General features: G+C 65.5%; 14 protein-coding genes. 9 read left to right on the top strand and 5 right to left on the bottom strand.

Features of this window, described 5'->3' with window-relative positions; genetic code table 11:
* Position 1 precedes the first annotated feature (1 nt).
* The 7 genes from EET10_RS26160 (at position 2) to EET10_RS26130 (ending at position 7,523) form a co-directional block, all read left to right on the top strand.
* Positions 2-820: a type III pantothenate kinase gene (locus tag EET10_RS26160; RefSeq protein WP_036394460.1), complete on the top strand. Its 819-nt coding sequence runs from the start codon at positions 2-4 to the stop codon at positions 818-820.
* Between the two features lie 106 nt (positions 821-926).
* On the top strand, positions 927-2,426 hold the full coding sequence (gene lysS / locus EET10_RS26155) for a lysine--tRNA ligase (protein WP_063466418.1): 1,500 nt from the start codon (positions 927-929) through the stop codon (positions 2,424-2,426).
* A gap of 115 nt (positions 2,427-2,541) precedes the next feature.
* Positions 2,542-2,880: a histone-like nucleoid-structuring protein Lsr2 gene (lsr2, locus tag EET10_RS26150; RefSeq protein WP_063466417.1), complete on the top strand. Its 339-nt coding sequence runs from the start codon at positions 2,542-2,544 to the stop codon at positions 2,878-2,880.
* Between the two features lie 303 nt (positions 2,881-3,183).
* The gene (gene clpC1, locus EET10_RS26145; protein WP_063466416.1) at positions 3,184-5,730 is read left to right on the top strand and encodes an ATP-dependent protease ATP-binding subunit ClpC; all 2,547 of its coding nucleotides are present in this window, start codon (positions 3,184-3,186) and stop codon (positions 5,728-5,730) included.
* A gap of 225 nt (positions 5,731-5,955) precedes the next feature.
* Complete coding sequence (locus tag EET10_RS26140; RefSeq protein WP_063466415.1) at positions 5,956-6,165, top strand: CbtB domain-containing protein; 210 nt, start codon at positions 5,956-5,958, stop codon at positions 6,163-6,165.
* Between the two features lie 19 nt (positions 6,166-6,184).
* The gene (locus EET10_RS26135) at positions 6,185-6,976 is read left to right on the top strand and encodes a CbtA family protein (protein ID WP_063466414.1); all 792 of its coding nucleotides are present in this window, start codon (positions 6,185-6,187) and stop codon (positions 6,974-6,976) included.
* A 7-nt stretch (positions 6,977-6,983) separates the two neighbouring features.
* Entirely contained in the window at positions 6,984-7,523 is a 540-nt protein-coding gene (locus EET10_RS26130) for a histidine phosphatase family protein (RefSeq protein WP_063466423.1), read from the top strand.
* Between the two features lie 4 nt (positions 7,524-7,527).
* Here EET10_RS26130 and EET10_RS26125 read toward each other — a convergent pair whose 3' ends face one another.
* Both EET10_RS26125 and mhuD read right to left on the bottom strand, forming a co-directional pair.
* Complete coding sequence (locus EET10_RS26125) at positions 7,528-8,904, bottom strand: serine hydrolase (protein WP_425293790.1); 1,377 nt, start codon at positions 8,902-8,904, stop codon at positions 7,528-7,530.
* The gene (gene mhuD, locus EET10_RS26120) at positions 8,867-9,184 is read right to left on the bottom strand and encodes a mycobilin-forming heme oxygenase MhuD (protein WP_063466412.1); all 318 of its coding nucleotides are present in this window, start codon (positions 9,182-9,184) and stop codon (positions 8,867-8,869) included. Before mhuD ends, EET10_RS26125 begins: the two co-directional genes overlap by 38 nt.
* A 14-nt stretch (positions 9,185-9,198) precedes the next feature.
* Between mhuD and EET10_RS26115 the strand changes: the two genes are divergently transcribed.
* Positions 9,199-9,975 (top strand): alpha/beta fold hydrolase, encoded by a 777-nt coding sequence (locus EET10_RS26115; protein ID WP_122502621.1) that lies wholly within the window; start codon positions 9,199-9,201, stop codon positions 9,973-9,975.
* A gap of 321 nt (positions 9,976-10,296) precedes the next feature.
* Entirely contained in the window at positions 10,297-10,620 is a 324-nt protein-coding gene (locus tag EET10_RS26110) for a helix-turn-helix transcriptional regulator (RefSeq protein ID WP_063466410.1), read from the top strand.
* Between the two features lie 51 nt (positions 10,621-10,671).
* Here EET10_RS26110 and EET10_RS26105 read toward each other — a convergent pair whose 3' ends face one another.
* The 3 genes from EET10_RS26105 to EET10_RS26095 form a co-directional block, all read right to left on the bottom strand.
* Positions 10,672-11,436 (bottom strand): hypothetical protein, encoded by a 765-nt coding sequence (locus EET10_RS26105; RefSeq protein WP_063466409.1) that lies wholly within the window; start codon positions 11,434-11,436, stop codon positions 10,672-10,674.
* A gap of 217 nt (positions 11,437-11,653) precedes the next feature.
* Positions 11,654-12,550 (bottom strand): DUF6671 family protein, encoded by an 897-nt coding sequence (locus tag EET10_RS26100; RefSeq protein ID WP_122502620.1) that lies wholly within the window; start codon positions 12,548-12,550, stop codon positions 11,654-11,656.
* 67 nt (positions 12,551-12,617) lie between these two features.
* Positions 12,618-13,232 carry a carbonic anhydrase gene (locus tag EET10_RS26095; protein WP_063466408.1) on the bottom strand — a complete coding sequence of 205 codons (615 nt, stop codon included), beginning with the start codon at positions 13,230-13,232 and terminating at the stop codon, positions 12,618-12,620.
* Positions 13,233-13,263 lie beyond the last annotated feature (31 nt).

Raw genomic sequence — 13,263 nt, 5'->3', positions numbered from 1 at the left:
CGTGCTGCTGGCGATCGACGTCCGCAACACCCACACCGTCGTCGGCCTGCTGTCCGGAGCCAAGCAGCACGCAAAGGTGGTGCAGCAGTGGCGGATACGCACCGAATCCGAAGTCACCGCCGACGAATTGGCGCTCACCATCGACGGCCTGATCGGCGACGACTCCGAGCGGCTCACCGGCGCGGCCGGTCTGTCCACGGTCCCGTCGGTGCTACACGAGGTGCGGATCATGCTCGACCAGTACTGGCCGTCGGTCCCGCACGTGCTCATCGAACCGGGGGTGCGCACCGGTATCCCGCTGTTGGTCGACAACCCCAAAGAAGTGGGCGCCGACCGGATAGTGAACTGCCTGGCGGCGCATCACAAGTTCGGTAAGGCCGCCATCGTCGTCGATTTCGGATCATCGATCTGCGTGGACGTGGTGTCGGCCAAGGGCGAATTCCTCGGCGGTGCCATCGCACCCGGCGTGCAGGTGTCGTCTGACGCCGCGGCCGCCCGCTCGGCCGCCCTGCGCCGCGTCGAGCTGACCCGGCCGCGTTCGGTCGTCGGCAAGAACACCGTCGAATGCATGCAGGCCGGCGCGGTGTTCGGATTCGCCGGGCTGGTCGACGGCTTGGTCGGACGCATCCGCGAAGACGTCACGGGTTTCTCCGCCACCGACGATGTCGCGGTCGTGGCCACCGGGCACACCGCGCCGCTGCTGCTGCCGGAACTGCATACCGTCGACCACTATGACCAGTACCTGACCCTGCATGGGCTGCGGCTCGTCTTCGAACGAAACCGCGACGCCCACGGGGGCCGGTTGAAGAGCGCGCGCTAGGACCCGCAGCGAGGCTGCGTACAGCGCGCGCCGCGAGCCGGCAGCCACGCCGTCAGCGCAGGCTCGCTGCCCTGGGCGCAGACTCGACCCCTTAAGCTGGCACGTCGTGGACTCGGCCGAGACAGACATTCCCGAGCAGTTCCGCATCCGTCGGGACAAGCGTGCTCGGCTATTGGCAGAAGGGCATGACCCCTACCCGGTTGCCATCGAACGCACCCATACCTTGGCCGAGGTCCGCGCCGCCCATCCAGACCTGCCCGTCGACACCGCGACCGACGACATCGTCGGTGTCGCGGGCCGGGTTGTCTTCGCCCGCAACACCGGAAAATTGTGCTTTGCGACACTCCAGGACGGCGACGGCGCCCGCCTACAGGTGATGGTCAGCTTCGACAAGGTCGGCCGAGAGGCGCTCGACGCGTGGAAGGCCGATGTCGATCTGGGCGACATCGTGTACGTGCACGGCACCGTGATCAGTTCACGGCGAGGCGAATTGTCGGTTCTCGCCGACTCATGGCGGATGGCCGCCAAGTCGCTGCGGCCGCTGCCCGTCGCGCACAAGGAGATGAGCGAGGAGGCGCGGGTACGGCAGCGCTATGTCGACCTGATCGTCCGCCCCCAGGCGCGGGGAGTAGCCCGGCAGCGGATTGCCGTCATCCGAGCGATACGGAATGCGCTGGAACGCCGGGGGTTCGTCGAGGTTGAGACGCCCATGTTGCAGACGCTGGCCGGCGGCGCGGCAGCCCGGCCGTTCGTCACCCACTCCAACGCTCTTGACATGGACCTCTACCTTCGCATCGCGCCGGAACTGTTCCTCAAGCGTTGCATAGTCGGCGGCTTCGACAGGGTCTTCGAACTAAATCGGGTGTTCCGAAACGAAGGAGCTGATTCTACACATTCCCCGGAATTCTCGATGTTGGAGACCTACCAGACCTATGGAACCTATGACGATTCCGCAGTGGTCACCAGGCAGCTTATTCAAGAGGTAGCCGACGAGGCGATCGGCACGCGACAACTTCCGATGCCCGACGGCAGTGTCTACGACATCGACGGAGAATGGGCGACAATCCAGATGTATTCCTCGCTGTCGGCGGCACTCGGCGAAGAGATCACACCGCAGACCTCGGTCGATCGGTTACGCGAGATCGCTCGTCGACTCGATGAAGAGATTCTGGACAAGGGCGGCTACCGTCACGGCAAACTCGTCGAGGAACTCTGGGAGCACACCGTGGGCAACACGTTGACCGCGCCCACATTTGTGAAGGATTTTCCGGTAGAGACAACGCCATTGACCCGCCAGCATCGCAGTATCGCCGGAGTAACCGAGAAGTGGGACCTCTACCTGCACGGAGTCGAACTGGCCACCGGGTACTCTGAATTAAACGATCCGGTGGTACAGCGGGATAGACTCGCTGACCAGGCACGCGCCGCGGCCGCGGGCGACGACGAGGCGATGTTGCTCGACGAAGATTTTCTGGCAGCCCTGGAGTACGGGATGCCGCCGTGCACGGGAACGGGAATGGGTATCGATCGGTTGTTGATGGCTTTGACCGGCCTGTCAATTAGGGAGACAGTTTTGTTCCCGATTGTTCGACCGCACTCCAACTGAACTGCCCGCCGATGTGTCCAGATTGAGTATTTCACGTTCTTATGGCAGATTAGTGACCGGGGAGTCTATCCATCCTGCACGGTAACTGCACGGGAAGAAACGCGAGGGTAAGCCAATGGCGAAGAAAGTAACCGTCACCTTGGTCGACGATTTCGACGGTTCCGGCGCCGCCGACGAAACGGTCGAATTCGGGCTTGACGGGGTGACCTATGAGATTGACCTTTCTTCTAAGAATGCCGCGAAACTGCGCGGTGACTTGAAGCAATGGGTTGAGGCCGGCCGTCGTGTCGGCGGTCGCCGGCGCGGGCGTTCCGGCACCGGGCGTGGCCGCGGCGCGATCGATCGCGAACAAAGCGCCGCGATCCGCGAATGGGCGCGTCGCAATGGACACAACGTGTCGACTCGTGGCCGCATCCCGGCTGACGTCATCGACGCGTTCCACGCCGCAACCTAGCAATCGTTCACACACCGGCGCCCAGGCTCCAAGCCGGGGCGCCGGTGTTGTGTCGCTTTCGCTGGTGGCGAACTCGTCGCCGGTCGGCGCCGGAAACATCGCGGCGATTCTCCTCGTTGACGTGGTGCGGTTCCGAAGTAAGAGGCGCCACGCGGACATAGGTCCGCGTCCCGGAACCGCGAGGCACCGCAAGGTTATGAACCCTGGCGGGCCGACCATTACAGTGGACAGCAGGTACGCGGGGCCGAGCCGGACCGGCTCGGGGCCGACCAAAGTACCGATGAGGAGAGCAGGTAACCGCCGATGTTCGAACGATTTACCGACCGTGCCCGCCGGGTCGTCGTCCTGGCGCAAGAAGAGGCCCGGATGCTGAACCACAACTACATCGGCACAGAGCACATTCTGTTGGGTCTTATCCACGAAGGCGAGGGCGTAGCCGCCAAGTCGCTGGAGTCGCTGGGTATCTCGCTGGAAGGGGTCCGCAGCCAGGTCGAAGAGATCATCGGCCAGGGGCAGCAGGCGCCGTCCGGGCACATCCCGTTCACTCCGCGCGCCAAGAAGGTCCTCGAGCTGAGCTTGCGTGAGGCGCTGCAACTCGGCCACAACTACATCGGCACCGAGCACATTCTGCTGGGCCTCATCCGCGAGGGTGAGGGTGTAGCGGCTCAGGTTCTGGTGAAGCTGGGCGCCGAGCTGACCCGGGTGCGTCAGCAGGTGATCCAGCTGCTGTCCGGCTACCAAGGCAAGGAGGCCGCCGAGGCCGGCACCGGTGGCCGGGGTGGCGAGTCGGGCACACCGTCCACCTCGCTGGTGCTCGACCAGTTCGGCCGCAACCTGACGGCCGCCGCCATGGAGGGCAAGCTGGACCCGGTCATCGGCCGCGAGAAGGAAATCGAGCGGGTGATGCAGGTGCTGAGCCGGCGCACCAAGAACAACCCGGTGCTGATCGGCGAGCCCGGCGTCGGCAAGACGGCCGTCGTCGAAGGCCTGGCCCAGGCCATCGTGCACGGCCAGGTTCCCGAGACGCTGAAGGACAAGCAGCTCTACACCCTGGACCTGGGTTCGTTGGTGGCGGGCAGCCGGTACCGCGGCGACTTCGAGGAACGCCTGAAGAAGGTGCTCAAGGAGATCAACACCCGCGGCGACATCATTCTGTTCATCGACGAGCTGCACACCCTGGTGGGTGCCGGCGCCGCCGAGGGCGCGATCGACGCGGCCAGCATTCTGAAACCGAAGCTCGCCAGGGGTGAACTTCAAACGATCGGCGCCACCACGCTCGACGAGTACCGCAAGTACATCGAGAAGGACGCCGCGCTGGAACGCCGCTTCCAGCCGGTCCAGGTGGGTGAGCCGACGGTGGCGCACACCATCGAGATACTCAAGGGTCTGCGCGACCGCTATGAGGCCCACCACCGGGTGTCGATCAGCGACTCTGCGATCGTCGCCGCGGCCACCCTGGCCGACCGCTACATCAACGACCGGTTCCTGCCGGACAAGGCTATAGACCTGATCGACGAGGCGGGTGCGCGCATGCGGATCCGCCGGATGACCGCGCCGCCGGACCTGCGTGAGTTCGACGAGAAGATCGCCGACGCGCGCCGGGAGAAGGAATCGGCGATCGATGCGCAGGACTTCGAGAAGGCGGCGAGCCTGCGGGACCGGGAGAAGCAACTGGTCGCCCAGCGGGCCGAGCGGGAGAAGCAGTGGCGCTCGGGCGACATGGACGTGGTCGCCGAGGTGGACGACAACGAGATCGCCGAGGTGCTGGGCAACTGGACCGGCATCCCGGTGTTCAAGCTCACCGAGGCCGAGACCACTCGGCTGCTACGCATGGAGGACGAGATCCACAAGCGGATCATCGGACAGGTCGACGCCGTCAAGGCCGTCTCCAAGGCGATCCGGCGTACCCGGGCCGGGCTGAAAGACCCCAAGCGTCCGTCGGGCTCGTTCATCTTCGCCGGCCCGTCCGGGGTCGGTAAGACCGAGCTGTCCAAGGCGCTGGCGAACTTCCTGTTCGGGGACGACGACGCGCTCATCCAGATCGACATGGGCGAGTTCCACGACCGGTTCACCGCTTCGCGGCTGTTCGGCGCCCCGCCGGGATACGTGGGCTACGAGGAGGGCGGCCAGCTCACCGAGAAGGTGCGCCGCAAGCCGTTCTCGGTGGTGCTGTTCGACGAGATCGAGAAGGCGCACCAAGAGATCTACAACAGCCTGTTGCAGGTGCTCGAGGACGGCCGGCTCACCGACGGGCAGGGTCGCACGGTCGACTTCAAGAACACCGTGCTGATCTTCACGTCGAACCTGGGCACGTCTGATATCTCCAAGCCGGTCGGACTGGGCTTCACCAAGGGTGGCGGGGAGAACGATTACGAGCGGATGAAGCAGAAGGTCAACGACGAGCTCAAGAAGCACTTCCGGCCCGAGTTCCTCAACCGTATCGACGACATCATCGTCTTCCACCAGCTGACCCGCGACGAGATCATCCAGATGGTCGACCTGATGATCGAACGTGTCGGCAAGCAGCTCAAGACCAAGGACATGTCGATGGAGCTGACCGACAAGGCCAAGGCACTGTTGGCCAAGCGCGGCTTCGACCCGGTGCTGGGTGCTCGTCCGCTGCGGCGCACCATCCAGCGCGAGATCGAGGACCAGTTGTCCGAGAAGATCCTTTTCGAGGAGGTCGGGCCGGGGCAGGTCGTCACGGTCGACGTGGACAACTGGGACGGAGAAGGCGCCGGCGAGGATGCGGTGTTCACCTTCACCGGCACCCGCAAGCCGCCGGCCGAGCCGGATCTGGCCAAGGCCGGAGCGCCGGGCGCCGGGAGTCCCGGGCCGACCGCGCAGTAGCGGTCACCCAGTAGTGCGAGCCGGCACTAAAGCCCCCATTTTGTACCAAAATGAGGGGCTTTAGTGTCTGCTCGCGCGGGCGGAGGCGGTCTACACTGACGGTGTCGTCGACGGCAACGGAATCTGGTGAGAGTCCAGAACGGTCGCGCCACTGTACATAGTCAGACCCATTGCCCGTCACCAGCACCCGACGTGGGGCGCGAGATCCCCAGAAGGAGTCCACCCGTGGCTAATTACCAGGCAACCCCCGCTCGGCCGGTTGATGTGTCGGCGGTAAGCGCCGCGCTGTGGTTGGCTGCCACCGCCGTCCTGGCGTTGCTGGCCGTCTACTTCGTCGGCTTCGACCAGGGCGCGGTGTCGCTGTTCGGCAGCGACTCGCACGTGCACGAGTTCTTCCACGACGCAAGGCACCTGCTCGGCTTCCCCTGCCACTGAGCGGCCAAGGGCTGACACCATGGAGAAGCGTCTGATAGCGCGCGGACTTCTGGCCGGCGCGGTGGGCGCCGTGCTGGCGTTTGCGTTCGCTCGCGTGTTTGCCGAGCCCGTCATCGGCCGCGCAATCGAATACGAGGACGGCCGCACCGAAGTGGCGCACGCTCAGGGAGTGCACGAGCACGGTGTCGAATTGTTCAGCCGCGGCGTGCAGGGCAGCGCCGGATTGGGTTTCGGGGTCCTGATTTTCGGCATCGCGATGGGTGCGTTGTTTGCCGTGCTGTTCTGCGTTGCCTACTCTCGGACCAGAAACGTTGGACCGCAAAGACTTTCGATCAGTCTGGCAGCCAGCGCCGGTACCGTGGTGTACCTGGTGCCCTTTGTGAAGTATCCGCCCAACCCGCCGGCCGTGGGTCAGTCGGACACGATTGGCTCACGCACCCTGTGGTACCTGGTCATGGTGCTGGCGTCGGTGGCGCTGGCGCTGGCCGCCGTGTGGTTGGGCGGCCGGTTGGCTCCGCGGCTGGGCGCGTGGAACGCCGGGCTAGCTGCTGTTGGTGCCTACATCGCGGCGACTGCGGCGGTCATGCTGGGGTTGCCGACAGTCGACGAAATACCCGGGCCGATGCGTGACGCTGCCGGATCGATCATCTATCCCGGTTTCCCGGCCGAGGTTCTCTACGAATTCAGGCTGGCATCGCTGGGCACCCAGGTGGTGTTGTGGGCGACCATCGGAGTGGTCTTTTCGACGCTGTCGGGGCGGCTGCTGGGTGCGGAAGCCGGGACGGGACGGCCGGCGCGCATCCCCGCGTGACCCGCCGGTGAGCCACGTCGCCAGGCTGACCCTGGTGTCCCACGCGATGACCGATGCCATGGCGGTCGGGCGGTTTCCGGCTGACGAGCCGCTCGACGATATCGGCCGCCGGCAAGCCGAAGCCGCCGCGCGGCTCGACATCGGGCATGTCACGCAGCTGGCAGCGCCAGAGCAGCGGGCCGTTCAGACCGCCGAGCTGTTAGGTCTACAAGCCGCAACGGACCCCCGGCTGACTGATCTTGACTGCGGGCGTTGGCGCGGCACCACCCTCGAGAACGTCGACCACCATGACCTTCGGGCGTGGCTGACCGATCCCGCCCAGGCGCCCCACGGCGGCGAGTCCGTCGTCGACCTGATCGGCCGGGTCGCCGGATGGCTGCAGTCGCTGACCGACAACACGGTGGCGGTGACACATCCCGCGGTGATACGAGCAGCGATCCTGGTGGCTCTGGATGGTCCACCGAAATCGTTCTGGCGCATCGACATTGCACCAGTGGGCCGAACTATTATGCACTTGCGCGGGCATCGCTGGACGCTGCGGCTCTAGCGGCCTATCGCGGACCCACCAGCGCGAAGGCCTGCTTGGCGACCTCCAGCATCCATCCGGTCACCGTCGGTCCGTGATCGCGGGGCCAGTTCAGCTGGAAACTCACCACCCACGGCTGACCGGTCTTGTCCTCGGCATACCAGCTGAAGGTCAGGTCCCCCGGCAGGCCACCGGCCTTCGCGCCGATGTAGGGCCATTCGTTGCGATCGAGTTGGATACCGGCAACGGCGGACAGGATCTGCCTGACCGGCGCGGCCGGGCCAACCGCGTCGGCCTGCAGGGCCAGGTGCACCCGGCAGATGTCCTCGGCGCTGCCGTACCACTCCGCGCCGTATGTGGAGGCCGGAGTGTGGGCACGCGTCGGATCGGGCTGGTAGGGCGTGGCATTGGCCTGCTGCAGTAACTGAGCGCGGACTTGCTGGGATGCGTGCTTCCATTGGTCACGCACATCCGGTTGACCCCAGCCGACGGAGAACAGCTCGTACATCGTGGGAAACGGTGTCATGCTGGCCGGATCGTGATGGCCGGCGGTTGCCAGCGCCTCCTCGATAGCGTGGGTGCCCAGCCGCTCGATCAGCAAGTCGGTGGCCATGTTGTCGCTGGTGGCGATCATCTTCTCGGCGGCGGTGCGAACCGAAACATGCGCCCCGGGTGGCAGTTCCAGGCCCGACGAGCCCACCGCTTTGCTCTTGGCGGTCACGGTGAGCATTTCGTCCCAGGACACCGTGCCGTCCTTCACCGCGTCCGCCAGGGCGTGCAACACGTACAACTTGAAAATCGAAGCAAGCGGCAAGGATTCGCGGGTATTGGTACCCGCTACCGGGTCGCAGTTCCCGTTGGCCACCTTGGCGACTTGGTACGAATAGCGGGCGCCGGTTCGGCCCAGCACTGCGTCGACGTCGCGCCACGAGCTGACCGACGGTGGCTGGGTCTCGAGATCGAACCGGTCGACCTGGCCCTGGTCGTCGGTATGGATCCGAATGTCTTGCCGCGCACCGTATGACGAAATGAGATGCAGTGTGGCCACGCTGGCGCCGATGGCTACGCCCTCGACGGTGAACGGGCGGTCCCACCACAGTTCTTCCATGGTGTGCGCGACGGAGCCGACTTGCCCGGGCGTCGCCAGGGTGCCGACGCCCACCGGGCCGATCGGCCAGTCCGAGTTGAGCATGTCCACGGACTGCTGCGCGCGCAGGCCAGGTGGCGTTCTGGTGTCGATGCGGCGCCCTGGATCCGCTGCGTTAGCGGTTGGGGTGGGCGAGTGCGCGCAACCGGGAGCCAGGGTGACCACTAATGCGGCAGCGGCGCCCAACGCCAACGCACGGCGCGGCGCGGCTTGCCGGCTATTTCGCTCCGCCAGTCCCGGCAACGTCAAGTACAACCTCGAATTCCAGGAGCGAAGCGCCCGTCGCCACGGGGTTCGCCCGGTGGCCGGCATGTGCTTCGATGGCCGGCCCGTTCGCCCAGGCCTGGAATGCTTCATCGGACTCCCAGTGTGTCACCACGAAGTAGCGGTCTTCGCCCTTGACCGGACGCAGCAGCTGAAAGCCGAGGAAACCGGGAGAATTCTCCACCGCATGCGCGCGGTGGGCGAAACGCTTCTCCAGTTCGGGGCCAGCGCCGGCAGGCACCTCGATTGCGTTGATCTTCACCACTGGCATGTCGCTAGGTTACCGTGCCCCGCATGCCGACCGATCTGTTGACCCATCGCGGCGGGCAGGGCCAACCGCTGGTCCTGGTACATGGGTTGATGGGCCGGGGTAGCACGTGGTCACGTCAGCTGCCCTGGCTGACCCGGCTGGGCAGCGTCTACACCTACGACGCGCCCTGGCATCGAGGCCGTGACGTCGACGATCCGTACCCGATCAGCACCGAACGCTTCGTGGCCGACCTGGGTGACGCGGTTGCTTCGCTGGGCGTGCCGGCGCGGCTGGTCGGGCATTCGATGGGTGCTTTGCATTCGTGGTGTTTGGCCGCGCAGCGTCCGGATTTGGCTTCGGCGTTGGTGGTCGAGGACATGGCACCGGACTTCGTTGGCCGCACCACCGGCCCGTGGGAGCCGTGGCTGCATGCGCTTCCGGTCGAATTCGCCTCTGCGGAGCAAGTTTTCGCCGCGTTCGGCCCGGTCGCCGGTCAGTACTTTCTGGAGGCCTTCGACCGCACCGCCACCGGTTGGCGGCTGCATGGACATACCTCACGGTGGATCGAGATCGCCGCCGAGTGGGGCACCCGCGACTACTGGGCGCAGTGGCGCGCGGTACGGGCCCCGGCACTGCTGATCGAGGCCGGCAACTCGGTCACACCGCCCGGGCAGATGCGCGAGATGGCTGAAAGAGGCGGTCCAACAACGTATTTAAAGGTTCCTGAAGCGGGTCATCTGGTGCACGACGAAGCGCCGCTGGTGTATCGCCACGCGGTCGAATCTTTTTTTGGCGAGATCGCTGCCGGCTGAGCCGACGCCGATGGAGATGGCGTGCCGTAGATATGTCCGCCGCCGACCAACCCGTGTTGTGCCACTTTGACCCGCGCGGCCGAAACACACCCGGCGCCAGGCCACGCCGTCGTGCGCCGAAAAAATCCAGCACTTCACAACGCTTGAAGCTTGACCCGGTCCTCGGACGGCATCGACGTAACTCGGCCAGGCGCGGGCGGGTCGGCGTACCCCGCTAGATGCGAGAGTTCTCCACCAAATGAGCAGCTCCGGGACGCCCGTCAGCCGATGGTCGATTAGCGAAGTGGTTTACGTGAATTTCAAACAGCCTATAATAGGGCCATGGACGTTGCCGAAAAACGGAGCGCGGCCGCCCAGCCTGCTGTCGAAGCTCCCGACCGTACCTGGACCTTCCTGACGAACCATGCACACGTGTTGCTGTGCGTGTCGACTGGCGAGCCCCTGACCGCTCGCGAGCTGGCGCTGCGAATCGGCATCACCGAGCGTTCTGTGCAAGCGATATTGACCGACCTGACCGACGAGGGCTACCTCATCAAGTCCAAGATTGGTCGTCGCAACGTCTATGAGCTCAATCCGCAGGGTCGGCTACGCCACCCACTCGAGGCCAGTCATACCGTCGGCGAGCTTGTTGCGGCGCTGTCCTGAACACCCCGTGAACGCCCGGTCGATGTGACCGCTCGTCGCCGCCCCGGCGCATCATGCCGATGTCCGGGCGAGGTGTCGATCGGTTCGTGCCAGTGCGCCACCTGCCGACTGATGCCGCGGCGCCCGGGCGGCTTGGGGCAGTCCGGCCAGGCGACGCCATGACTGAATCGCTTCGGAGGTCACCAGGGCGTATCGGATCGGTGAGTCAATCCCGGTACCGAGCATGTGGGCACGCAGGGCGCTGCCGGTGACGTCGTCCAGGCTCGCTTGGCGGCGACCTTCGATGAGCTCGGCCGACTGATGTGCCGCCTGCAAGGCATAGAAGCCGGCGGGGTTCGAGGCGGGGACCAAGGTGCTTGCTTCGCCTATCGCGATGTCGCGCGCTTCATGCCAACTGGCGAGCGTCGGCATAGTGCCGCGCGAAACGCGCCGGTGCAGTTCGGCGATATCGGAGATCGCCTTGACCGTGGTGATTCTGGCGTATTGGACGACTCCCCAGGTCGGGCTGGTCAACAGCTCGGCTACCCAGGCGTGGACCACGCGCGACGAAACCGCGGCGGTTCCCACCGTCTGCCAGCCGAGATCGAGGGCGATGATGCTGTTTTCGGGCGTCAGGTAGCCGCCCGGTCCGGCCAGTAGGTCATTGCACGATTGGACGAAAGCGGCCAACGGGCGAGCCGAACACGCCGGGTAGTCGGTGATCCTCGCGTCGCCGTTGATGTATGAGATGACGTTCATGGCGCAGCCGGTGCCAGTTCCGGGCTGGTGAGGGCCTTTGGCCAACCGCAGAGGGTTGGTGATGCGGTCGAGATCCATGTGCCCTTCCTCCAAGTCTTCGTCGTCTAATACGAAAGATATATAACGAAGTATTTTTCATCAATAGTAATTCACATGAATTTGCTATGAGTGAGGTTGGGGGCCCGGCGATACGATATTTCGGTGCCGTTGGTTACGTCGCTGACGTGACCGCACGTCGTGCTTGAGCTGCGGTGGCAACGGGTTCGGTCGGCTGGGTGCGAATGCCGTGCGCTTGTCACGGATTGCATTGCGGACAACAGTGTGGCTCTGCGGCAGCCGCGGCGCGCGCGACGCTGTCGCGATGCTCGCATGCCGGACACCCGTGGATGTCGGCGGCGATCGCGGCGGTGGGCCATCCGCATACCTGGCATGGCAGCCCGGCCCGTGCCCCGATTTTGCCGTAACCGGGGCATCCGCATTCCGGGCAGGGAGTGGCCAGCCGCCGGGCGAGCCGCCGCGCCAGGGCGATCAGAACGTCTCGGCGGGTGGGGTTGTGGTGTGCGCGCAAGTCGGGTTCCACGCACACCTGGCGATTGTCGCCGGCCGCCGCCGCGGCGGCGACGGCTTTGACCAGGATTCGCGTGTCGGTGATCCCCTTACCGATGACGCGCCAGCCGTCGTTGACGTTGGCCCTGACCACGGCTGCTTGACTCGGGAAGCCGAACCGCCGTGCTGCGGCAACGGCCTGATCGGCGGTGTCGACCAGTTGCGGCACCCCTGGCGAGCCCGGTGTGTTGACACTCTCGGCAACCTGGATGTCGCGGGTGTCATCGACGAACACCAGGATTTCCTCGTGCACCACCACCGTGCCGAACCAGGTGTCGTAGCTGGCTTCGCTGGCCAGCCCGTAGGGCACGCCGCCGGCGTACATGCCCAGGCGCGCTTTCGCGGTCGCCGTCGCCAGCGGCGTCAGGGGTCTGGCCACCTCTGCGGTGAAGGTGCCGAACTGATCGGTGTCGATCCCGGCCGGCGCGATGACATGCGCGCCAAGCGTGTCGGCGAACGCCGGCGCCACCTGGCGCGTTTTGCCATGCATGGTGCCCATCGCGATCACTGCCCCGGCATAGTTGCCCGTCCGCACGCGCTCCCCCGCAACTTCTGCGGTGTCACCGGACCCGTGGCGCCGGGTCACGTGAGCTCCTCCTCGACGGGGGTGCTAGTCCGGCCGCGAACTCGCGGCCGGACTAGCACCCCGGGGACTAGACGCACTCCAACAGCGCCGAGTCGCTGTCGTCCACGTGGCCGAACGTCGCGCAGGTGCGCAACCGGCCATCCTCGGCGTTGCTGACCAGACAGACGATCGCCGTCTGTCCGGTGTCGACGGCCTTGGCGATCACCGCCGACTTGTGCAGTAGCGAGACACCGGTGTGTACCGCGTGCGCGGCCGACAGCTCGTCGGCACTGCTGATGTCGGCGTCCTGCCGGGCGAGTGACGATATCGCCTGTTCGACGACTACCCGGGCCGCGCCCTCCGGAATGGAGACGTTGTTCCAGGCCGCCAGCGCGGTCTCCATGGCGGCACAGTCTTCATGGCCGAGGACGACGATCAGCGGTGTCTTGAGTGTGCCGACGGCGTACTCGACGGTGGCCAGCACGCCCGTGTCGATGACGTGCCCCCAGGTGCTGATGTCAATGAGTGAGCCCCAGCTTTGACCGAGCACCACCTCGCTTGGCGTGTCGGCATCTGCACAGCGGAACACCACCGCGACGGGTGAGTGGTCCTTGGCGGTGGCCTTCTGCCTTGACCGCAACGGGGCGTAGAAGCGTTGATTGCCGGCTTGCAGACGCTGCCAGGCGATTGACGGGTTGGACATGATGGTTCCCTTTCTTGGTGGGGTCTTGGTG

Source organism: Mycobacterium pseudokansasii, from assembly GCF_900566075.1.
Classification (GTDB): domain Bacteria; phylum Actinomycetota; class Actinomycetes; order Mycobacteriales; family Mycobacteriaceae; genus Mycobacterium; species Mycobacterium pseudokansasii.
This window is presented reverse-complemented; position numbering and strand designations above follow the sequence as displayed.

What these genes read in the sequence shown, in the direction of transcription:
- lsr2 (WP_063466417.1), top strand. Translation starts at nt 2,542, where the DNA reads ATGGCGAAGAAAGTAACCGTCACCTTGGTCGACGATTTCGACGGTTCC.
- clpC1 (WP_063466416.1), top strand. Translation starts at nt 3,184, where the DNA reads ATGTTCGAACGATTTACCGACCGTGCCCGCCGGGTCGTCGTCCTGGCG.
- EET10_RS26135 (WP_063466414.1), top strand. Translation starts at nt 6,185, where the DNA reads ATGGAGAAGCGTCTGATAGCGCGCGGACTTCTGGCCGGCGCGGTGGGC.
- mhuD (WP_063466412.1), bottom strand. Translation starts at nt 9,184, where the DNA reads ATGCCAGTGGTGAAGATCAACGCAATCGAGGTGCCTGCCGGCGCTGGC.
- EET10_RS26110 (WP_063466410.1), top strand. Translation starts at nt 10,297, where the DNA reads ATGGACGTTGCCGAAAAACGGAGCGCGGCCGCCCAGCCTGCTGTCGAA.
- EET10_RS26105 (WP_063466409.1), bottom strand. Translation starts at nt 11,436, where the DNA reads ATGGATCTCGACCGCATCACCAACCCTCTGCGGTTGGCCAAAGGCCCT.
- EET10_RS26095 (WP_063466408.1), bottom strand. Translation starts at nt 13,232, where the DNA reads ATGTCCAACCCGTCAATCGCCTGGCAGCGTCTGCAAGCCGGCAATCAA.